Origin of the sequence: Larkinella sp. C7, assembly GCF_006149005.1 — a bacterium.
Lineage (GTDB): Bacteria > Bacteroidota > Bacteroidia > Cytophagales > Spirosomataceae > Larkinella.
In genome coordinates this window covers 17,324-38,368 of the sequence record NZ_VBSL01000003.1, presented here as the reverse complement: position 1 = coordinate 38,368, position 21,045 = coordinate 17,324, and the positions used below count along the sequence as shown (strand labels likewise).

The window sequence follows — 21,045 nt, the reverse complement described above, 5'->3', positions numbered from 1 at the left end:
CGGGTTTTTGTCGGGTTTACCGGTTTTGGTCGTAGCTTTGGGCAACCGATTTATCCTTTGCTATGCGCCGTTACGGACTGATTGGGTATCCGCTCACCCACTCGTTTTCCCAGAAATATTTTACTGAAAAGTTTGAAAAGGAAGGCATTCCGGACAGTCGCTACGACCTGTTCGAGTTGCCCGACCCGACGGCTTTTCCGAACCTGATCGCTTCGATTCCCGATCTGGTTGGCCTGAACGTCACCATACCGCACAAACAGGCCATTCTGCCGTTTCTGGACGAACTCGATCCGGCTTCGGCCGGGCGGATTGGGGCCGTCAATACCATCCGGATCTTGCCCGACGGTCGAAAAATCGGCTACAACACGGATTATTACGGGTTTCGGTCGTCGCTGGAAGTCTGGCTGAAGTCGCTCGACATTACGCCCGAAACGCTCCAGGCGATGGTGCTCGGCAATGGCGGAGCGGCCAAAGCGGTCACCACCGCCCTGACTGATTTGCAGATCCGCTATCGGCTGGTTTCCCGCCAGCAAACCGCCGAAGCCCTGGCCTACGAAAACATCAGCCCGACGATTCTGGACGAATACCGCCTGATTATCAACACCTCACCCGTCGGCACGTACCCAAACGTCGAAGCCAGCCCGGCCATTCCGTACGGTCTGCTGACGAGTCGGCATTTGCTGTATGACCTGGTCTACAATCCGGCGGAAACCCGGTTTTTGCAGCAGGGTCGCGAACACGGAGCCGCGACGCACAACGGACTGCCGATGCTCCACCTGCAGGCCGAAAAAGCCTGGGAAATCTGGAATTTATAGCCCATCTCGAAAGGCCGCTGACCGGGTCATCGACCACATCGGTGGCCCGGCACTGTCAGGGCCACGCAACCATGCACGAACTAACACTGACCAACGCCACGGTTTTTACCGGAACCGCCATTGTGCCAAATGCCTCGGTGCGGATTTCGAACGGATTGATCCAGGAGGTTCTCGCCGGAACAGTGGACGACCCGGGCGCTATCGACTTGCAGGGCCGCTGGCTGGTTCCCGGTTTTGTCGATCTGCAATTGTACGGCGGCTCCGACTTTTTCCTCAACGCATCGCCCACCGCCGAAACCGTCGCGCACATTTACGAAACGCACCTGAAAACCGGCACGACCTCCGTGGTGCCGACGCTGTATTCAACCTCGCTGGAAACCATTCTGCAAGCCGTTGAAGCCGTGCGGCAGGTGCGGCAAACGAATCCGAACGGCGTGTTGGGGCTGCACGTGGAAGGGCCGTATATCAACGCCGTGAAGCGGGGGGCGCACAGTGCGAATTACGTGCGCCTGCCTACGGATACCGAGTTGACCGAGCTGTTCGAGAAGGGCCGTGACGTCATCCGGCTGCTAACCATCGCCCCCGAAATTTTCAGTCCGGAGCAGCTTTCCAGGCTGATTGAACAAGCCGGCCAGGCTTCTACCCTGCTGTCGCTGGGTCACAGCAATGCCACCTATGCGGAAGCCACCGGGGCTTTTCACCACGGAATTACCCTTTCGACGCACCTGTATAACGCCATGCGCCCGTTTGAAAGCCGCGAACCGGGCGTTGTCGGGGCGGTTTTCGACCATCCGGGCGTTCGGGCCAGCATCATTGCCGACGGTTTTCACTGCGACTGGGCCACGATTCGGATTGCAAAACGACTGCTCGGCGAGCGGCTCTTTCTGATTTCGGATGCGACCTTTGCCAATCCGACCCAGCCCACCTACGCCTTTGAAGATTTTATTCTTCACTACGAAAACGGGCGATATACCAATCCGGAAGGCAAACTGGCCGGTTCGTCGATTACGTTGCTCAAAGCGGTTCAGAATTGCCTTCAGCACGTGGGGCTGGAACCCGCCGAGGTGTTCCGGATGGCGGCCACCGTTCCGGCCGAAATCATTGGATTGGGAGATTCACTGGGCAAGATTCAGACCGGTTTTGTCGCCAATCTGGCGGTTTTAACGGAAGATTTTCGGTTTGCTGACGTGCTGGTGGAGGGACGATTCCAGAAGCGGTAAATTAGTCAGACCTTGCCGGGTGGCGGCAAAACAACAAAGGGTACGAACTTAGGCGGCTTATTAGGTCTCAGATTGATGAAATCGTAGCGTTTGCTTCTTCGCAATCACCCGGATCGTTGCGGCCAGAGCGACCAGCACCAGCGCCAGAATCACCAGATACAGATAGCCCCGCGATGCGTCCGGATTCACGACGGTTTTCTGATTGCTGAGCATTTCATACGTCGGTATGACCCACTGGAAGACGTAAGCCTGCGCCAGCGTGATGAAGCAAATGACTGTCAGCATGATAAAGCTGTGCTTGACCGTAAAGCGAAACAACTCCGATTCTTTCCCGACCAAACTGCCGGCCGCAGCGGCCACCGCAATGGACTGCGGAGAAATCATCTTCCCCACCACGCCCCCCGACACGTTGGCGGCTACCGTCACCACCGGATCGACGCCAATCGACTGAGCCGTAGCGTATTGAAGTTTACTGAATAAGGCATTGGCCGACGTATCGGAGCCGGTAATGAACACCCCCAGCCAACCCAGAATCGGCGCGAAAAAGGGGAAGAAAAAACCGGTATTGGCCAGCACGGCGGCCAGGGTCAGCGTGATGCCCGAATCGTTGACGATGTAGGCAAAACCCAAAACCGCAGCAATGGTCAGCACGGGAAATTTTAGCTGGTTGAGTGTACTGATGAAAATGCGGGCAGCCTCCCGGTAAGTCAGCCCAATCAGGGGAATGACCACCAGATTGGCGATGAGAATGGCGGTTCCGGCCGCCGACAAATAGTTGAATTTGAATACTTTTGGCAAAACCGCTCCGTTTTCGCCCACGATGGCGTTGTGCAGGCCGGGCACTTCAAACTGGATCATGCCCACGGCGTTGAGTACGTCCTTGATCGGTTGCACACCCCAGGCAATCACCATGATCGTCAGCACCAGAAACGGTGACCAGGCCCGCAGCATCTGCCCACTGCGATACGAAACGTCGGTGTTGAATGTGGGAGCCGGTTCGTTGGCAAACCGCCAGACGGTTTCGGGTTTCCAGAACCGCAGGAAAACCATGAGGCAAATGATGGAGCCCAGTCCCGCGATCACGTCGGGCAGCGACGGCCCCAGGTAATTGGACGAAAACCATTGCAGGAACGCAAACGAAATACCGCATACCATGACCGCCGGCAGCACCTCCTTCGCTTTTTTGAAACCGGCGATGATCGTTACGAGGTAAAAAGGCAAAATAATCGACAAAATCGGCAGCGTGCGGCCCACCATTTGAGAAATCGGCAACTCCGGAATCCCGGAAACCTGCGAGGCCACGGTGATGGGAATGCCGATGGAGCCAAACGCCACCGGGGCGGTATTGGCAATCAGGCAAATCCCCGAAGCATACAGCGGATTGAACCCCAACCCCACCAGCATGGCCGCCGTGATGGCCACCGGTGCCCCGAAACCCGCCGTTCCTTCCAGAAAAGAGCCGAACGAGAACGCAATGAGCAGCGCCTGCAACCGCCGGTCGGACGTGATGGACGCCATAAAGTGTTTGATGATCTCGAACTGCCCGCTTTTGACCGTCAAATTGAACAGAAAAACCGCCATGATCACCAGCCAGCAAATGGGAAACAACCCGTACAACGCGCCGTGGGCAAACGACAAAACCGCCAGTTTAACCGGCATACCATACACCAGAATGGCCAGCAGGGCGGCAATGACCGTGGCGAGTAAACTGGCCTGATAGCCTTTCATTTTTCGGATGATCAACGCCCAGAAAATGAAGAGAATGGGGAGGGCCGCGACGAGGACGGACAACGTGAGGTTCTGCAGGGGATCAATAACCTGGGTCCATTTCATAAACTATCCGTGCGTTAAGGGTTCAGGGTAAAGGTAGATCAATCAGATAAAGCAAATTTTACCGCTTTTTACTATACGATTTTGCCCGTTCGGAATCTGCGTCTCTTTTCTGATTCGTTTTTACCGCCTTGTCAATCCGCCAACCGTTATCTTTGTGGCCTGTATTGATGTTACTTTCTGGTTTATAGGATGTTAAAAATTGCCATCATCAGCGATATTCACGCCAATCTGCCCGCTCTGGAAGCGGTTTTACAGGACATTGAAAACCGTCAGGTCGATCAGCTTTTCTGCCTCGGTGATCTGGTCGATTTTGCACCCTGGCCCAACGAAGTCATCGACCTGATCCGGCGAAACCGCATCCCGACGATCATGGGAAACCACGACGAACGCATTGCCTTCGACCTGCCGGTTATTCCGTTGGCAAAACACCGCGATTCCGAAACCCAGGCCCGGATGGCCGCCATCGACTACACCCGCCAGCACATTACGCCGGAAAACAAGTCATTCCTGGCCAGCCTGCCGCGCCAGCTTCGGGTAGAATTCACGTTTGCGGGTGCATCACTTTCCGTTCTCCTGACCCACGCCAGCACGCGGTCGATTGACGAGTACATTTACGAAGACCACGATTCCGATGAGCTGGCAACGATGATGGACGAGCAAAACGCTGAGGTATTGATCATGGGCCACACGCACCAGTCGTACGTCCGAACGGTTCAAAACCACCCCGGTTTTCCGGCCAGAACCGCCATCAATTGCGGCTCGGTGGGGCGATCCAAAGAAGCATTACCGCTGGCCACGTACCTGCTCATCATTACATCCGGCGTTCAGAAGCGGTTTGATGCCGACTCGATTAGGTATGAACTGATTCAGGTGGACTACCCCATCGCACAGACCGCCGACGGAATCCGGCGCAGTGAAATCCCGGATTTTTACGCCGACTTTTTAGAGCGAGCTTTGCCGGTCGACTAAGCCATGACCCGTCGCCAGAAAGGGAAAGGAAGCTGATTTGCAGTTGCTTAGTAAATTGATCCGCTTCGGTGCTTTAGGAAGAATAGAGTAATCCTAAACCCTACCCCATGACTGTCGGACTTTTTATTCCCTGCTACGTCAACCAGTTTTACCCCCAGGCCGCGATTGCAACCCTGCAACTGCTGCAAAAACTGGGGGTCGAGGTGGTGTATCCGCCCCGGCAAACCTGTTGCGGACAACCGATGGCCAATTCCGGCTTCGAACACCTCACGCAGGACTGCAACCGTCTTTTTCTGGAAAATTTTTCCGACTTTGATTACATCGTGGCGCCCTCGGCCAGTTGTGTGTTACACGTCAAGCAACACCTCCATGCGCCAACGAATCCGGCACTGGCGGAACGCACCCGATCAAGAGTCTACGAACTGGTGGAGTTTCTGACCGATGTGCTGAAAGTGGAGAATCTGGCGGCCCGGTTTCCCCACAAAGTCGGCATTCACCAGAGTTGCCACGGGTTGCGGGGGCTGTATCTGGCGCAGATGAGCGAACTCAACGCGTCGCCCTTTTCCAAACCGGTGCAGTTGCTGAACATGGTGGACGGCCTGGAACTGGTTGATCTGGATCGCCCGGACGAATGCTGCGGTTTTGGCGGGACCTTCTGCGTGGCCGAAGAGGCCGTTTCCGTCAAGATGGGCAAAGACCGCGTGACCGACCACATGAAAAATGGGGCCGAATACATTACCTCCGTGGATCTTTCCTGTCTGATGCATTTGGAAGGCATCCTGCACCGGAACAAAAGTGCCGTCAAAGCCGTACACATTGCCGAAATTCTAAACGCCACCGTGTGATGGAAAAAGCAACGAAAGATCATGCCGCCCTGGCCGAAGCCTTCAATCGGGACGAAGAGCACGTCAACTGGCACGACGGTGCGCTCTGGTGGATTCGGCAGAAACGGGACATAGCCGCCAAAAATATCCCCGAATGGGAACAATTGCGCGAAACCGCTTCCCGAATCAAAAGCAACGTGCTGGCCAATCTGCACGATTACCTGCTGGAGTTTGAAGCCAATCTTACCAAAAATGGCGTAACCGTCCACTGGGCGGCTGATGCGGAAGAACACAACCGGATTGTCTATTCCATCCTGAAAGCGAAGGAAATCACGCAGATGATCAAAAGCAAATCCATGCTCACGGAAGAATGTCACCTGAACGAATACCTGATCGAACGCGGCATCGATGTCATCAACTCGGATCTGGGCGAATACATCCAGCAACTGGACAACGAACCGCCGAGCCACATTGTGCTGCCCTGTATTCACAAACGAAAAGAAGAAATCGGCGAAATTTTTCACGAACACCTGGGCACCGAAAAAGGCGTTTCGGACCCCACCACCTTAACCCGGTTTGCCCGCTGGCACCTGCGCGATGCTTTCATCAGCCGCCGGGCCGCCCTGACCGGCGTTAATTTCGCCGTGGCCGAAACCGGTGAATACGTCGTCTGTACCAACGAGGGAAATGCCGATATGGGCGCTCATTTGTCAGACATTCAGATTGCGTCGATGGGCATTGAAAAGATCATTCCCAAAAAGGAACACCTCGGCGTTTTTTTACGGTTGCTGGCCCGGAGTGCCACCGGTCAGCCGATCACGATTTACTCCAGTCATTTTAAAAAACCGCGCCCGGGTCAGGAGATGCATCTGGTTCTGGTCGATCTGGGTAGAAGCCGTCAGTTGGGCCGTCCGGATTTCCGGGATTCGCTGAAATGCATCAAATGTGGTGCTTGCATGAACACCTGCCCGGTGTATCGAAAAAGTGGCGGTTTGAGCTACCACAACACCATTTCCGGCCCGATTGGCGCAATTCTGGCCCCGAATCTGGACATGAAAAGGCACGCGGATTTACCTTTTGCCTCGACGCTCTGCGGTTCGTGTTCCAACGTCTGCCCCGTAAAAATCAATATCCACGACCAGTTGTATCAGTGGCGGCAAGTGATTGTTCAGGAGGGATACGCGGCCAATACCAAGGTTTTGGGCATGAAAGCGATGGCCTGGACCTTATCCTCGCCCGGTTCCTATTCAACCATCGGGCGGGCCGGTCGGTGGGTGTTGAACAACATCCCGTTTGCCGTGAACAACAAGTTCAATCCGTGGTACAAACAGCGGGAAATGCCGGACGGCCCGAAGGAGTCGTTCGGGGAATGGTACGCCAAAAACCAGGGCGACAACGGTTCCGAAAAAGTTTAAAATGCCTTTTCCATCCTGAACCTGAAAACCGGCATGAGCACCCGAGAAAGCATACTGGCTGCGGTTTTGAAAAACCAGCCTCCCGCCAGTCCGTTGCCCGATCTGTCTTTTTTAAAGGGCAACCGACAGAACCTCGTTTCAACCTATCAGGCGGTTTTTACCAGCATCGGCGGCAACGTCTTTGTCGTTGACGACCTGGCCGCCGTGAACGCCCGGCTTCTGGAGAACTTCGACCCCACAAAGCGGCTGGTAACCACCCTGCCGGATCTGGGCGAACCGTTTGAAGTTCTCTCCAAAATGGCCAATCCGCGCACCTTCAACGATGTCGAACTGGCCGTGATCGAAGCCCAACTGGCCGTGGCCGAAAACGGGGCGGTTTGGCTCCCGGAACACCGGATGGGGCAACGCATCATTCCGTATATCTGCCAGCATCTGGCGGTGGTCGTCCGGGCTGAAACCATCGTTCCGACCCTGCACGAAGCCTATGCGCAAATCGGGCCGGGCGACTACGGTTTTGGTGCATTTATCGGCGGCCCCTCCAAAACGGCAGACATCGAGCAGGCGCTGGTGATGGGTGCCCACGGGCCGATTACGATGACGGTATTTATTCTACAATAAACCCTTTTGCATTTATCATTCTTTTTAAAAGAATCGAAAATCACCTCTCGCGTTGCTGTGTGGGATTTGCAATCGGCATTTTCAGTTTTTTCAACAACTCTTCAAACCCCAAACATGACCCTAACCATTCGCGACAACCTGCAGGAAACCTATAAAGACGTCTATACCGACGAAGCCCTCACGGCCCTTTCGGCCCTGGCTCCGTTCAACCAACGCATCAAAACCGTTATGGCCGACCGGCTGAAACGGCGGGCTGATCGGCAGCAAAATAAAACCCGCATCACCTTCCTCGACCCGGAAAGTTTAATTCCCGGTACAACGATCAACGTACAGGACGCCCGCGACGGCCGTTTTGAAGGCTCGGTTATTCCGGCCGATCTGCAACGCCAGTGGATTCAGGGAACCGGGCCAGCCGCCAAACCCAATGCGCCCGTCGAAAACAGCATCCGAAACGTGGCCTACGCGCTGTTGTCGGGTGCCGACGGCTGGATGTTCGACGGCGAAGATGCACTGGGACAGATTACCACCATGTCGCTCGACAACCAACGCAACCTCAAACTCGCCATTCACAAAGACCCGGTTTTCCTGAAAGTCGCCGAACAGATCGCGCAGGAAATGAACCGCTGGTCGAACTCATTTCTGGGCCGGAAAATGATCACCGATTGGAAAAACCAACTGGATTTCACCACCAAAATCTTCCGGGCGCGGGGTCTTCACCTCGACGACCGACACATCCGCGATGCCGATGGAACGGCTATGGCCGCTTCGATTGTCGATGCGACCCTCTACGTCGTCAACAATTATCAGGCACTGCAAAAAGCCGGGTCGTCCATCGTGCTGTATCTGCCCAAAATCCAGACTGCCGGAGAAGCCGCTGTCTGGAACGACCTGCTCAACGCCCTGGAGAGTCAAATTGGACTCCCTGCCGGAACGATCAAAGTCTACGTGCTGGTCGAACAACTCGAAGCGACGCACCAGTTGATGGAAATCCGGGCGGCTTTGGGCAAGCACTTCGTGGGCTACAATACCGGTCGCTGGGATTATATCAACAGCGTTTCGGATGCGATGGCGTGGGACAAAACGTTCATCAACCCGAATATTGAAGCCATCACGATGACCTACGGGTATATGCGGAATTACGAAGACCGCGTGCGCCGGGCCGTCAACACGCCGGATTTGCACGGTAATTTTGCCTTGTGGCAGGGCGGTATGGAACCCAACATTCCGGTGGGTTCCGAAGCCGGAGTCGCAGCCAGCATGGAAAAGGCCGTGGCGGGTGCCGGTCGCGAACAGCGCGAGGGAGCCAGCGGCAAATGGGTGGCGCACTGGAAAATGGTACACATCGTCCGACCGGTTTGGGAGAAAGTGGGCGAAGCCAATCAGTTGGGCCGTGAATTCCCCCGGCTGACCTACACGCAAGCTGATGCCGACGGATTGATTCTGATCGAACCGGCACCGACCGACATTCGGGGCGCGCGGAATCTGGTGAGTGTGGCGCTGCAATACGGCAATGCGTTCGGGCAGGGCATGCAGGCTGCGGCCCTGAAACCGGCGGATTTTTTCGGCAACGACGATATTCTGTACCTGATGGAAGACATGGCAACGGGCGAAATCCGGCTGAGTATTTTGTGGGAATGGGTTCACAAAGGGGCGGTTTTGACGGACGATGATCCGGAAACCGGAGCCAAAGCGGGGACGGTTTTTTCGGAAGAACTGTACCAAAAACTGGTGGCCGAAGAATACGAAAAGCTGTTGAAAGCCGCCAGTAAGGATGTGTACGAATCCTCGAAAACGACGACCCTGCCAATTGCGCTGGCGATTGCGAACGTCTACACGCTGAGCGCAGTAAAACCGCCCTGGTTCATCGACCTGCTGAACATCAACCTCAACAATCTGGATCTGGACGTGGCGAAAAAACGGATCCAACTGTATATGAACGCGCTGGTGCAGGACGGGAAACGAATCACCGAAAATTTAGACTTTGTAGCAACGAGTCCGTATGTTTAGGGGCGGTTTTTGGCAGCAGTGGGCTGTCGCAACAATCGCCATCAGCAAACTACGATTCCATGAGTTCGCAAAAATTACGGGAAGATGCCTTGCATTATCACGCCAAAGGACGTCCGGGAAAAATTGAGGTTGTTCCGACCAAAGAAACGCTAAATCAACGGGATCTGTCGCTGGCCTATTCCCCCGGCGTGGCCGAACCGTGTCTGGAAATTGCCAGTTTCCCCGAGAAAATTTACGATTACACGACCAAGGGTAATCTGGTGGCAGTGATCACCAACGGCACGGCGGTGTTGGGTCTGGGCGATATTGGCCCCGGCGCTTCCAAACCGGTGATGGAAGGCAAATGCCTCCTGTTTAAAATCTATGCCGACATCGACGCCTTCGATATTGAGCTGAATACCACCAACATCGACGAGTTTGTACGCACCGTCAAGATTCTGGAGCCTACGTTTGGCGGGGTCAATCTGGAAGATATTGCGGCTCCGGCCTGCTTCGAAATTGAAGAGCGGCTCCGGAAAGAACTCACGATTCCGGTCATGCACGACGACCAGCACGGCACCGCCATCACCAGCGCAGCGGCTTTGCTGAATGCGCTGACTATTTCTGGTAAAGAAATCAGTGAGATCAAACTGGCCGTCAACGGTGCGGGCGCAGCCGCCATCGCCTGCCTGGATTTATACGTCGCGCTGGGTGTCAAAAAAGAGCATATTACGGTTTTTGATAAGGACGGACTGCTGCACCCCGCCCGGACCAATCTGGTTCCGAACCAATACAAGTACGTCCGGGATCAGCTTCCGGACGGCTGGACGCTGGCCGATGCCATGCAGGGCGCGGATGTGTTTCTGGGATTGTCGATCGGAAAAGTGGTCAGTCAGGATATGGTCAAATCCATGGCGAAAGATTGCATCGTGTTTGCGATGGCCAATCCCACGCCCGAAATTTCCTACGAAGAAGCGGTTTCCGTCCGACCCGACATCATCATGGCCACGGGGCGGTCCGACTATCCCAATCAGGTCAACAATGTACTGGGCTTCCCCTATATTTTCCGGGGTGCACTGGATGTGCGGGCCACCGCGATCAACGAAGCCATGAAACTGGCGGCTGTTCGGGCGCTGGCCGATCTGGCGAAAAAAACCGTGCCGGAGATTGTCAACATGACCTACGGCCAACAGAATCTGTCGTTTGGCCGACAATACATTCTACCTAAACCGACGGACCCCCGTTTACTGACCACCGTAGCACCCGCCGTAGCCAAAGCCGCGATGGAATCCGGGGTTGCCGGCAAGTTGATTACCGATTGGGAAGAATATAATTCGCAGTTATCCCACCGCATCGGATTAGACAATTCGCTGATTCGGGGCATAATCAACCAGGCGAAACGGTCGCCGAAACGGGTAGTTTTCACCGATGGGGAAAATCTAACGGTGCTGCGGGCGGTTCAGGAAGTGCTTGAACAGAAGATCGCCGTGCCGATCCTGCTGGGAAATGCGACGAAGATCAACCGGATTATCCGGGAAAATAAACTGGCGATCGAACGGGTTACCATCATCGATCCCCGTTCCCGGAAACAGGAAAAAACCGTACTGGATTACGCCGAAGTGCTGTATGAAAAACGGAAACGGAAAGGGCTGACCTTCGTCGATGCGAAAGGATTGATGCTGCACCGCAATTATTACGGCGCGGTGATGGTCGAAGTTGGTGCCGCCGATGTGCTGATTTCGGGCTTGACGCGCAATTACCCCCAAACGCTGCGACCGGCCTTGCAGGTCATTGGACCGCAGGACGGCATCAACAAGATTCTGGGGATGTATATCTTGATGAGCCGCTTCGGCCCGATTTTTCTGGCCGACACCACCGTCAACATCAGTCCGACCGCCGAAGAGCTGGTGGAAATTGCCGAGATCACGGCCAACGAAGTCAAACGGTTGAATGTGGAACCCCGGATCGCGTTTCTGTCCTATTCGACCTTCGGCAGTGCCGGTGGCGAAGACGCCCTGAAAATGCAGAAAGCCGTCAAAATTCTTCACGCCAAACGCCCGGATCTGATCGTCGACGGTGAAATGCAGGCTCACTTGCCTTTCAATCTGAACTTATTGAAGGAAACCTATCCGTTCTCGCCCCTGGCAAAATCGGGCGCGAATACGCTGATTTTCCCCAATCTGTCATCGTCCAATATTGCATATAATCTTTTGAAAGAAATTGCGCAGATTGAAAAAATCGGCCCGGTGCTGATGGGGCTGAAAAAACCGATCCACGTTTTGCAACTCGGCAGTACGGTGCGGGAAATTTTCAACATGGTTGCGGTCGCAGTTGTCGATCGGTAATTCGGTTCAGGAAGGCCGGTACGTCATCAGCGAGTCGTCGCCGATCCGCTCGGTAGCGACCAGCCTTCCCCGAGCCACGGGAGCCGCCAGCCCTTCGCCCATCACTTTCAGACTTTTAAAAACCCGCACCTCATCCCAAAGCCCCATCTTCAGAAAGCTTTCCAGCAAAGCCGCCCCACCTTCCACAATTACCGACTGAATTTTTTGCTGGTGTAAATCGGCGATGAGTTGCGGAAGGAAAGGGGCTTGGGGGTCTAACTGGGTGTATTTTGTAACGCCAACTGTTTCTTTTGCTGGCAAAACCGTATACACCAGCGTCGGCTGCGAACCGTCGAAAAGATGCAGGGCGGACGGTAATTGCAACGGTTTGTCGATGACGATCCGAACGGGATTTCGGCCGGTCCAGAGCCGGACGTTCAACTGCGGGTTGTCATACCGGGCGGTGTTGGTGCCCACCATGATCGCATCTTCCTCCGTCCGCCATTTGTGCACCAACTGCCGCGACAAGGGGCTGCTGATCGGAATGGGGCGGAAATCCGCGGGAGCCATAAAACCGTCGGCGGTTTCGGCCCATTTCAGAATCAGATACGGTCGTTGTTGCTCGATAAAGGTAAAAAACCGCCGGTTCAGTTCACGGCCCCGCTCAGCCAGCAAGCCGGTTTCTACTTCAATACCGGCCGCTCGTAGTTTGGCTAAACCTTTGCCGGCCACCAGCGGATTCGGGTCGTCGTTGCAAACGATCACCTTTTTTACGCCTTTGGCGATCAATAAATCGGCGCAGGGAGGTGTTTTTCCAAAATGCGAACACGGTTCCAGCGTGACGTAAACCGTCGATTCGGGCAGCAGCGATTCATCGGCCACCGAGCGAACGGCGTTCACTTCGGCGTGTGGGCCGCCATACTGCCGGTGCCAGCCTTCGCCAATGATGCGCTGGTTATGGACAATGACGCAGCCCACCATCGGGTTTGGGCTGACGTGCCCCCGGCCCAGTTTGGCCAGTTCCAAGGCGCGGGACATGAATAGGAAGTCGTCGATCAACGGTTTTCAGGATCAGTTGTATACGTTAACGTAAAGAAATCAGTAAAATCCGTGAAATCTGTTTCGCGAAGGTTTAGATTTACGCAAATTTTACGTCCGCATGATTACAGCCAAGTCGTTATTTGATTCGCTGGTGGGGCAACTGGTAGGTTACCGCCCGGAAGAAGCCCGCGCCATCGTGTTTTTGTTGCTGGAACATTACCTGTTGCTTCGCCGAACCGACGTGGTAGCCGGTAAGCCCATTCCCACCAATCCTCCCCAACCCGACTGGGCCGAACTCATCCGGCGGCTCAACAGCCACGAACCCGTTCAGCACCTCATTGGCACAACGGAGTTTTGTGGTCTGGAGTTTCAGGTGTCACCGGCGGTGCTGATTCCCCGCCCCGAAACCGAAGAACTGATCCGGCTCATCGTCCGGGATTATGCCGAAACCACCGGGCAACTGAACCTGATCGACATCGGCACCGGCAGTGGCTGTATTGCGGTAACCCTGGCCCGGTTTCTGCCGCAGGCATCGGTAGTGGCCTGGGATTTGTCGCCCGAAGCCCTGGAAGTGGCACAATTAAATGCCCGAACACTCCTGGCGGACGTGGAGTTTGAACAACGCGACATTCTCAATGTGGGCGAGGAAAACCGCCGGTTTGAGTGCGTGGTGAGCAATCCGCCGTACGTAACCTTGTCGGAAGCGGAACAGATGGAAACGAATGTTTTACGATATGAGCCTCATTTGGCGTTATTTGTAGAAGACCAGGATCCGTTGCTATTTTATAAAGCCGTCGCCGATTTTGGGCAGCAACACCTGAACACGGAGGGTGCCTGTTACGTCGAAATCAACGAGCGGTTTGGACCCCAAACCCAGCAGGTATTCGAAGAACGCGGCTATCGGAATGTGCAGATTTTCAAGGATATTCATGGCAAAGAGCGATTTGTTAAGGCGGTTAAATAAATGATTTCAAAATGATAAATGTAAAATGATGAACGCTAAATGTAAAAGTATTTCAAGAGCGCGTCCCCAACTTTTACATTCGATATTTATCATTTTACATTTATCATTTCTTCTTAAAAAATGACATCAGCAGATATCACCTATCATACCAAAATCCGTCAGGTATTCGACGAGATGAGCAAGGTCGTTGTGGGGCAGCAGGCCCTGCTCAACCGGCTGCTGATCGGCCTGTTTACGGGCGGACATATTTTACTGGAAGGCGTTCCCGGCTTGGCCAAAACGCTGACAATCAACACCCTGGCAAAGGCTTTGCAGCTTGACTTTCAACGGATTCAGTTTACCCCCGATCTGCTCCCGGCCGATTTGGTCGGGACGATGATTTTTAATCAGAAATCCGGCGAGTTCGAAGTGAAGCAGGGACCGGTTTTTGCCAACCTGATTCTGGCCGATGAAGTCAACCGCTCTCCCGCCAAAGTGCAATCGGCCCTGCTCGAAGCCATGCAGGAAAAGCAGGTGACGATTGGCGAAGAAACGTTTATTCTCGATAAGCCTTTTCTGGTGCTGGCCACGCAGAATCCGGTCGAGCAGGAAGGGACCTATCCCCTGCCGGAAGCCCAGATTGACCGGTTTATGATGAAAGTTTTCGTGGGCTACCTGTCGAAAGACGAAGAGCTGGAGGTCATGCGCCGGATGTCGAACCTGAATTTCGATTACGAGGTACAGCCGGTTCTGGACAAGGAAGACATTTTCGCGATCAAGAACGAAATCAACAAAATTACCATTTCGGAAACGCTCGAACGCTACATCATCGAGCTGGTTTTTGCCACCCGCCGACCGCTCGACTACAACCTCCGCGACGAAGCCCGGTACATTCAGTACGGGGTCTCGCCCCGCGCCAGCATCAACCTCAACCGGGCCGCCAAAGCCCTCGCCTACTTCGACCAGCGCGATTACGTGTTGCCCGAAGACATCAAGGAAGTGGCCCCCGACGTGTTCAACCACCGGATTCTGCTCAACTACGAAGCCGAAGCGGATGGCGTGACGACTTTGCAGATTATCGATTCGATCCTGCGGAAAGTGGCCATTGGGCGGTAGAATTCCAGTAAATCCACATCGTTCCATACGGCCATTTCAGGTCGTCGGTTAGTCCTGCTCTCTTTGTCTGTCAATCAGGCACCACCACAACCAGATCAATCTCCGCCAAAAGTTGAGCGAGCTTCCGAAGCCCCCATTCCTCACTGCGTCGATGGCCAATGGCAATGACGCCCATGCCCGTTTCTTCGACGGCTTTTTGGGCAGATTTCCGGTACTGCCCCGTCAGGTATAAACCCGCGCCCCGCTCCGAGGCTTCCTGGATCAGGGCCGGATTCATGGCACCAACGACCGCAATCTGGCCTGGTACGGTTTTCTGCCCTGGAATGGCGTCTTCATACCCGCCAAACACGTGGGCAATCCGCTGGCACCAGCCCCGGAAGTCCAGTTGTGACTCCGAACCCACCATCCCAATCGGCCGATCCGGATAGCCCGGCATCGCTTTGTAGCCGATCACCTCCAGGAGCGGTTTCGGCGTTCCGGAAAACCCCAGGGATTCCGCCAGCCAACGGTTATATCCGATCGTCAGGTGTTCATCGAACGGAAGATGATGATACAAAACCGCCACGTTCGCGGGCAGGGAAGACCGGTCGAGCAGCCAGGGGCGGTGCAGCCAGAGCGTATCGATGCGGTGGTCAACCAGCCATTCCGGAAGCGCCGGCCAGGGTTCAAGAGCCAGCCCCACCCGTTGAACCGGGTGGTCTGACGGATCGGAGCTGGAACCGTGGAATAGACCGCCTTGTTCCCCGGGAGGATAGACGGAAGTATTAAAAATCTCCGCCAGAAGCGGTAGTAATTCCGTTAATATCACCGTCCTCAAAGCTATGTGTTCATGGTGCCAGAAGCCAGGCATTCGATACCCGCTAAAACCGGTCGTATTGAGAATCTCTGCTGGTCACTTCCTACCATTGTTGAATAACGATACCGAGTTGCGTATCGGTTAAAGCGAACTCCTTTGCTCCCCAGGGTCGTAGGGTGATTTTATTGAGATTGGGATGCAGGAACTCAGGATGGGTGGATGCGATTTGTTGGTAAACCGCTTCGATCTCATCGGTTACCAGTCTGAATTCGGGGTTATGTTCCTGAGCGAGCTCCGCATTTTGAAAAAGGTTGATGCGCAAACCGTCTTTTTCAATGACGCAAAAGGGTTGCTTGGCCCCCAGTTCATTGTGCTCAATCGTGAATTCAAGACAATCGACAAATAACTTTAAAGCATCTGTTATGTCGGTGTAATATACATTCGGCACGAGTCTGGTAAATTTCATAACCGCAATTTCAGGTTTAGTTTTTGTTTCCTTATTTCACAACTCCCTATTGAACGATGGCGGGTGTGGCCGGGTCGGCGGGCCGGGTCCGGATCAGCAGCACCCCACCCCCTGCCAACCAGCCCGCAAGCGCGAACACGAACAGGCGAAAACCGCCTACCCCGTGAAAATCGTAGCCAAGCACGACCCCCAGTAGTCCCAATCCAACCAATCCGACCCCTCCGTAGCCTAACCACCTGGGCAGGTCGTTTCGACGCAGCAACAGTGCCGACCAAATTCCAACGGAAACCGTCACGCAAGTCATCAGGATATAGCTCATGGGCTTATTGATCAGAAAACCGTAGCGGATGATCAGCTTCACCTGCGATTGTTCTGCAATCGTATCAGGCTGGTTAGCCACGAACAGGGGTAGCGTAAGGCCATTGATGGTGGCAGCGATGAGACCGGCCAACAGCCCGAAAAAGAGCGTGATCAAGGCCAGCGTGGCTAACCGGCTTGGGCTTGCCAGACGAATGGCGAGTCCGTAGCAGCCGAAACCCAGCAAAGGCAAACTGCCGATCGCCAGGGCGTGTGACCCCATCAGCAGAGGAGTGATGCGCCGGATATGATCCGGTGAGCCGCCCGCCGGGTGCAGCACCATCGTACCCACCAACAGCAGCGTACCGACCAGCAGGCAATAACCCGATACGACAAAGAAGCGATGATTCATGGTGGAAGGTTACTTTGTTGGGTTTACGTTAACACGCTGCCCGAAGGTAAGGAGGTTATTGTCGGGGTCTAAAACCGAAAATTCCTTTTGTCCCCAGGGCTTTTCCTGTAAAGGCCCTGCCGGATGGATGCTCACGTTATGATCCAGCAGCGACTGGTATACATGATCAATGGCATCCGTCCTGATATAAACCTGTCCGTAGTTTTCGGCGGGATCAAGGCCGCTGAATGCAAAAAAATGAATCTCGATCGCGTCTTTCTGCACCATCAGGTAGTCCGCAAAATCGGTCTGCCCGACTTCCTGAAAACCCAACTGGTTCACGTAAAAGTCTTTGGTGACGCGCTTGTTTCGCATCGGCAATTTGGGATGTATGGCCGTCAGCATAGGGTTGCTAAGGTATCGATGAGGTAAATTGGTGCTGCCGGGCAAAACCAGGTATCGTTAGTCGTCCTTCAGCGTACTGTTCGGTAAACATAAGAAACCGGGTTTGATTTGGCACTTGATTCAAATCAAGAAAGGCCCCGCGCCAGACGCTCCCTGACCCGACTCAGCGTTTCGGGCGTTATTTTCAAGTAAGCCGCAATCATTTTCAGGGGAAACAGATGCAGCAATTGAGGCTGGTAATCAAGCACATATTGGTATTTCTGAGCGGGTGTCAGATTTTGGTCGAAAAAGCGAATCCGATCCGTGGCCTGGTTGAGCAGGCTGCCCAGTTGCAGGAATACCGGAGAAATCGCAATCAGTTCGTGAATCACCTGAATCGTCAGTTCGAGCACAACGCCGTTTGAATACGCCTGAATGGTGTAGACCGAGGGCTTCTGGGTGACAAAACTCTGGTGATTGAAAAACCACTGCCCGGGGAGGTGCAGATCGATGATGACCGGCTCCTGCCCGTCGTTGTAACTGACCTGGTAGAAAGCGCCTTCGAGGCTGCAATAAACCGTCTGGCAAATGGCTCCTGCCGCCAGCAGAATGGTATCTTTTTCTACAGACCGGCGACGCACGCGATGGGCAACCAGCCGAACCTGCTCCTCACTGAACGTGCCGATTGGAGTGAGCATTTGTGCGACGGTTGAGATCCAGGCTTCGGTCATTAGCTTATTTTCATGACGAGAACTGGCTGAGGTGTAAAACCGGACGGTTTTACACCTCAGCCAGTTGTTTCTTTACGGTCGCCAAACCGAGGGCGACTTCGTTGTCAAAATCGGTCCAGTTGCATTCCAGCGACAGGCCGCCCTCGTATTTGATTTGTTTCAAAGCCCGAAAATACGGCTTGAAATCATCGCCCATCACACCGGGCGCAGTTCGCTTCTGTTTTTCCGCGATGTGGCAATGCGTGATGTATTGGCGGTATTTGATGATTTCCTCCGGTTTTTCGTCTTCTTTCAGCATGTGGTAAATGTCACACTGCAACTTAAACCACGGGTTGTTAACGGCCTGAATAATTTCCACGCCTTCGGCCAGGCTGTTGATAAAATTGGTCTCGCCCCGATTCAGCGGCTCAACTGCCAGCGTAACGCCATGTTTTTCGGCCAGGGGAGCCATTTTTTTGCATAGTTCGATGTGCTGCGCTTTCGCGGTCGCCCGGTCAAAGCCATCGGGAATCGCCCGCGAACCGCCACTGCCAAACACGATATTCTTCGAACCGCATTCTTTCGCCCGCTTCAGTGCCAGATCGGCCCGCTGCAAAATAGCTTCGTGGTGGAGGGTGGGGCCCACCGACTTCAGGGTGCCCGGGAAAAAATAAATGTACGATCGAACGGGCAGGCCTTCCGTCTTCAGCGTCACCCGGTTTTTCTCGTATTGCGAATCTCCCGCGTCGGGAATCAAAAACCGGCCGACACTCTCCTCGATGAAGGAAAAGCCCAGCGTTTTTAATAACCCGACCTTTTCATAACCGGCACAAACGCCCAAAGGCAGGGACAAACCAGCCCTGGTTTCTTCCCCCATTCCGGCTTTAGCCAGCGCACTCGCTGCGGTTATTCCGGCCAGCATTCCGGTGGCACCCTTTAAAAAGGCTCTTCTTGACGGTTGGTTTCCGGTTGGATTCATGGAAAAAAGGATCTATTGTCAAAACCTAAACACCAGGTTGGACTCCTGAGCGGAAGGAGAACACTAAATGTAGAATGATGAATGCTAAATGTAAAAGTATTTTCCAATTCAGCACTTTTACATTTAGCATTCATCATTCTTTTTTAAAAAAGCCTTACAAACTGTTTGAATTAACCGGGGAGAGCCCTGGAAGGGCGGTCTGTCAATAGGCAATAGCAAACATCAACTCGTGGTAGCTATTGCCTATTGACAGGACAGGCCTCCGGCCTTCATTCAAACAACTTCTTGACCGGTTATTCCAACACGGCTTTGCGAATGGCTTCCCCCCAGAAAAGCCCCAGCGTAGCGGCTCCTTTGGCGTTTGGGTGCAGAAAAAACGTCCCCTGCTGGCCATTTTCGTGTTGAAAATCGGTCAGGTAATGGGTTTTGAAATAATTGAACCCCTGCGTATCGCCCACACGGACCTGTCCTGGATGGGTTTTGACATAATCAGCGACGAGTCCATCGATTTCGGGGAAGTACGTTTGTAGCCGATCCAGTCCTTCCTGAAGGTATTTCGAACGGTTGTAGGTGGTCGGGCTGTACCAAATCGGGTGGTGAATCACCAGCTTGCAACCCGGATTGGCTTTCAGTAAGGTGTCGGCGATGGTTTTCAGATTGGCGCGGTAGGATTCCGGCGAAACCGGAGCGCCGTTGGGTCCCTGCATGGCGCTGTCATTCGTGCCGAGAACAATGGAAAACACGAGCTGACCGGTTTCTTTCCGGAAGGTTTCCGCAGCCTGCGCCACTTTGGGAAACGATTTGTGGGTTGCGGGCAGAAAATCGACGGTGGTAAAACCGCCCACACCCTGATTGGAAAACGTAACCTCCTGGATGCCAGCCTGCTGTTTCAAATACGCTGTTGCCAAAACCGGTGGTGCCTCCGTCTGGCGGTCTTTCAAGCCGGCGCCGGCCGTAATGCTGTTGCCGATGAAAACAATGTTCAGTTTCTGTTCTGGAAAGCTGGTCTGATCCGACTTCGAAAAAATCCCGGCAGCAACCCGTTTCGGGAACAGATCGGCGGGCTTTAGCTTCATTCGCAACCGATCCCGTTCTTTCAGCGCGGTCGTAATGACCGGTATCCAGAGCTGCTGACCTTCCCGGTTGAGGTGCAGACCATCGGCCAGAAACAACTCACTGCGGCCTTTACCGTCCTTGCCATCTGTCAGCGGAACAACGTCAATATAGTATAACCCGTCCAGCTTTCCCGCCAGCTTTTTGATTTCCTGATTAAACCGATCGCCCTGCTTTCTAAATTTTTGCCGGGCCGGCGAATGCCGGTTCGACACGAAATACACTTCCGTCAACGGGTTCGATTGCCAAAGTCGGGCCAGAAACGTTTTGAAATTTTTGACAACGGTTTCGGGGTCATCACCACCCGCCAGATCATTCCCCCCGCAGGAAAAAACAATGCGGGCGGGGCGGTGTGGCAAAATAATCCGGTCCATGACGCGCACCACATCGGGAATGGTGGCTCCGCCAAAACCCCGGTTGACGGGACTAAACAGGCTGAAATCTTCTTCCAGCGCTGACCCCCAAAGCCGCCAGGTCGAACTGCCGACGAAGAACGTCGAACCCGGAACTGGCGGATCATCGACCGCCTTCGCTTCGTAGGCTTTAATTTCGGACTCAAAACGGGGTTCCTGAGCCAGTAACCGGGTTCCGGCCGCAACCCAGATCAGAAGAATTGGTAGAATAAACCGCGTCGTAATGCCTTCAAAAGCTCTTTTATTCATTTTAAAAAGCGAGATCGCACGAGTGTTTTAGATCGGATTCGCGCTGCGTATAGAAGCTAAAAAGGAACGGTTTTTACTTGATAAGGCGTGAATTATGGAATGTCCATTCCCAAATCGATTCTCTTGACCAGCCAACCCATCCC

The 21,045-nt window shown here is 54.1% G+C and carries 19 protein-coding genes; 10 read left to right on the top strand and 9 right to left on the bottom strand.

All coding sequences use genetic code 11. From position 1 onward, the window contains the following. Positions 1-62 precede the first annotated feature (62 nt). Both FH871_RS08485 and nagA read left to right on the top strand, forming a co-directional pair. The gene (locus tag FH871_RS08485) at positions 63-815 is read left to right on the top strand and encodes a shikimate dehydrogenase (RefSeq protein WP_138991026.1); all 753 of its coding nucleotides are present in this window, start codon (positions 63-65) and stop codon (positions 813-815) included. Between the two features lie 71 nt (positions 816-886). Beyond that, positions 887-2,035, top strand: coding sequence for an N-acetylglucosamine-6-phosphate deacetylase (gene nagA / locus FH871_RS08480; protein WP_138991025.1), 1,149 nt, complete (start codon positions 887-889; stop codon positions 2,033-2,035). Between the two features lie 60 nt (positions 2,036-2,095). On the opposite strand, the gene FH871_RS08475 is transcribed toward nagA, so the two are convergent. Beyond that, positions 2,096-3,868, bottom strand: a complete 1,773-nt coding sequence (locus tag FH871_RS08475) for an L-lactate permease (RefSeq protein WP_138991024.1) — start codon at positions 3,866-3,868, stop codon at positions 2,096-2,098. A gap of 189 nt (positions 3,869-4,057) precedes the next feature. Here FH871_RS08475 and FH871_RS08470 point away from each other — a divergent pair, with 189 nt between their 5' ends. From FH871_RS08470 to FH871_RS08445, 6 genes are all read left to right on the top strand, one after another. Continuing rightward, entirely contained in the window at positions 4,058-4,837 is a 780-nt protein-coding gene (locus FH871_RS08470) for a metallophosphoesterase (RefSeq protein ID WP_138991023.1), read from the top strand. 107 nt (positions 4,838-4,944) lie between these two features. Continuing rightward, positions 4,945-5,682 carry a (Fe-S)-binding protein gene (locus tag FH871_RS08465; RefSeq protein WP_138991022.1) on the top strand — a complete coding sequence of 246 codons (738 nt, stop codon included), beginning with the start codon at positions 4,945-4,947 and terminating at the stop codon, positions 5,680-5,682. Continuing rightward, positions 5,682-7,076 carry a lactate utilization protein B gene (locus FH871_RS08460; protein WP_138991021.1) on the top strand — a complete coding sequence of 465 codons (1,395 nt, stop codon included), beginning with the start codon at positions 5,682-5,684 and terminating at the stop codon, positions 7,074-7,076. The genes FH871_RS08465 and FH871_RS08460 overlap by 1 nt, the downstream gene beginning before the upstream one ends. 33 nt (positions 7,077-7,109) lie before the next feature. Further along, complete coding sequence (locus tag FH871_RS08455) at positions 7,110-7,694, top strand: LUD domain-containing protein (protein WP_138991020.1); 585 nt, start codon at positions 7,110-7,112, stop codon at positions 7,692-7,694. 114 nt (positions 7,695-7,808) lie between these two features. Then, on the top strand, positions 7,809-9,701 hold the full coding sequence (locus tag FH871_RS08450) for a malate synthase (RefSeq protein WP_138991019.1): 1,893 nt from the start codon (positions 7,809-7,811) through the stop codon (positions 9,699-9,701). 59 nt (positions 9,702-9,760) lie between these two features. Then, positions 9,761-12,025 carry an NADP-dependent malic enzyme gene (locus tag FH871_RS08445; RefSeq protein ID WP_138991018.1) on the top strand — a complete coding sequence of 755 codons (2,265 nt, stop codon included), beginning with the start codon at positions 9,761-9,763 and terminating at the stop codon, positions 12,023-12,025. 6 nt (positions 12,026-12,031) lie between these two features. On the opposite strand, the gene ribD is transcribed toward FH871_RS08445, so the two are convergent. Continuing rightward, entirely contained in the window at positions 12,032-13,042 is a 1,011-nt protein-coding gene (ribD, locus tag FH871_RS08440; RefSeq protein WP_138991017.1) for a bifunctional diaminohydroxyphosphoribosylaminopyrimidine deaminase/5-amino-6-(5-phosphoribosylamino)uracil reductase RibD, read from the bottom strand. A gap of 121 nt (positions 13,043-13,163) precedes the next feature. Here ribD and prmC point away from each other — a divergent pair, with 121 nt between their 5' ends. After that, positions 13,164-14,009, top strand: a complete 846-nt coding sequence (prmC, locus tag FH871_RS08435) for a peptide chain release factor N(5)-glutamine methyltransferase (protein ID WP_138991016.1) — start codon at positions 13,164-13,166, stop codon at positions 14,007-14,009. 120 nt (positions 14,010-14,129) lie between these two features. Then, complete coding sequence (locus tag FH871_RS08430) at positions 14,130-15,104, top strand: MoxR family ATPase (RefSeq protein ID WP_114408135.1); 975 nt, start codon at positions 14,130-14,132, stop codon at positions 15,102-15,104. A gap of 70 nt (positions 15,105-15,174) precedes the next feature. On the opposite strand, the gene FH871_RS08425 is transcribed toward FH871_RS08430, so the two are convergent. From FH871_RS08425 to FH871_RS08395, 7 genes are all read right to left on the bottom strand, one after another. Continuing rightward, positions 15,175-15,912, bottom strand: a complete 738-nt coding sequence (locus FH871_RS08425) for a Nif3-like dinuclear metal center hexameric protein (RefSeq protein WP_229317197.1) — start codon at positions 15,910-15,912, stop codon at positions 15,175-15,177. Between the two features lie 91 nt (positions 15,913-16,003). Then, positions 16,004-16,366, bottom strand: a complete 363-nt coding sequence (locus FH871_RS08420; RefSeq protein ID WP_138991014.1) for a hypothetical protein — start codon at positions 16,364-16,366, stop codon at positions 16,004-16,006. 46 nt (positions 16,367-16,412) lie between these two features. Beyond that, positions 16,413-17,075 (bottom strand): hypothetical protein, encoded by a 663-nt coding sequence (locus FH871_RS08415; protein ID WP_138991013.1) that lies wholly within the window; start codon positions 17,073-17,075, stop codon positions 16,413-16,415. Positions 17,076-17,084: 9 nt separating this feature from the next. Then, positions 17,085-17,459 carry a VOC family protein gene (locus FH871_RS08410; RefSeq protein ID WP_138991012.1) on the bottom strand — a complete coding sequence of 125 codons (375 nt, stop codon included), beginning with the start codon at positions 17,457-17,459 and terminating at the stop codon, positions 17,085-17,087. A gap of 125 nt (positions 17,460-17,584) precedes the next feature. Continuing rightward, entirely contained in the window at positions 17,585-18,136 is a 552-nt protein-coding gene (locus FH871_RS08405) for a Crp/Fnr family transcriptional regulator (RefSeq protein ID WP_171062798.1), read from the bottom strand. A gap of 82 nt (positions 18,137-18,218) precedes the next feature. Continuing rightward, positions 18,219-19,127 (bottom strand): sugar phosphate isomerase/epimerase, encoded by a 909-nt coding sequence (locus tag FH871_RS08400; protein ID WP_138991010.1) that lies wholly within the window; start codon positions 19,125-19,127, stop codon positions 18,219-18,221. Between the two features lie 293 nt (positions 19,128-19,420). Further along, a complete protein-coding gene (locus FH871_RS08395; RefSeq protein WP_138991009.1) occupies positions 19,421-20,902 on the bottom strand; it encodes a GDSL-type esterase/lipase family protein in 1,482 nt (493 codons plus the stop codon). Between the last annotated feature and the right edge of the window lie 143 nt (positions 20,903-21,045).

Bases quoted from the DNA above. Each gene is read 5' to 3' on its own strand.
- FH871_RS08465 (WP_138991022.1), top strand. From the start codon at position 4,945: ATGACTGTCGGACTTTTTATTCCCTGCTACGTCAACCAGTTTTACCCC.
- FH871_RS08395 (WP_138991009.1), bottom strand. From the start codon at position 20,902: ATGAATAAAAGAGCTTTTGAAGGCATTACGACGCGGTTTATTCTACCA.
- FH871_RS08410 (WP_138991012.1), bottom strand. From the start codon at position 17,459: ATGCTGACGGCCATACATCCCAAATTGCCGATGCGAAACAAGCGCGTC.
- FH871_RS08485 (WP_138991026.1), top strand. From the start codon at position 63: ATGCGCCGTTACGGACTGATTGGGTATCCGCTCACCCACTCGTTTTCC.
- FH871_RS08445 (WP_138991018.1), top strand. From the start codon at position 9,761: ATGAGTTCGCAAAAATTACGGGAAGATGCCTTGCATTATCACGCCAAA.
- FH871_RS08470 (WP_138991023.1), top strand. From the start codon at position 4,058: ATGTTAAAAATTGCCATCATCAGCGATATTCACGCCAATCTGCCCGCT.
- prmC (WP_138991016.1), top strand. From the start codon at position 13,164: ATGATTACAGCCAAGTCGTTATTTGATTCGCTGGTGGGGCAACTGGTA.
- FH871_RS08400 (WP_138991010.1), bottom strand. From the start codon at position 19,127: ATGAATCCAACCGGAAACCAACCGTCAAGAAGAGCCTTTTTAAAGGGT.
- FH871_RS08475 (WP_138991024.1), bottom strand. From the start codon at position 3,868: ATGAAATGGACCCAGGTTATTGATCCCCTGCAGAACCTCACGTTGTCC.
- FH871_RS08420 (WP_138991014.1), bottom strand. From the start codon at position 16,366: ATGAAATTTACCAGACTCGTGCCGAATGTATATTACACCGACATAACA.
- ribD (WP_138991017.1), bottom strand. From the start codon at position 13,042: ATGTCCCGCGCCTTGGAACTGGCCAAACTGGGCCGGGGGCACGTCAGC.
- nagA (WP_138991025.1), top strand. From the start codon at position 887: ATGCACGAACTAACACTGACCAACGCCACGGTTTTTACCGGAACCGCC.
- FH871_RS08430 (WP_114408135.1), top strand. From the start codon at position 14,130: ATGACATCAGCAGATATCACCTATCATACCAAAATCCGTCAGGTATTC.
- FH871_RS08405 (WP_171062798.1), bottom strand. From the start codon at position 18,136: ATGCTCACTCCAATCGGCACGTTCAGTGAGGAGCAGGTTCGGCTGGTT.
- FH871_RS08455 (WP_138991020.1), top strand. From the start codon at position 7,110: ATGAGCACCCGAGAAAGCATACTGGCTGCGGTTTTGAAAAACCAGCCT.
- FH871_RS08450 (WP_138991019.1), top strand. From the start codon at position 7,809: ATGACCCTAACCATTCGCGACAACCTGCAGGAAACCTATAAAGACGTC.
- FH871_RS08460 (WP_138991021.1), top strand. From the start codon at position 5,682: ATGGAAAAAGCAACGAAAGATCATGCCGCCCTGGCCGAAGCCTTCAAT.
- FH871_RS08415 (WP_138991013.1), bottom strand. From the start codon at position 17,075: ATGAATCATCGCTTCTTTGTCGTATCGGGTTATTGCCTGCTGGTCGGT.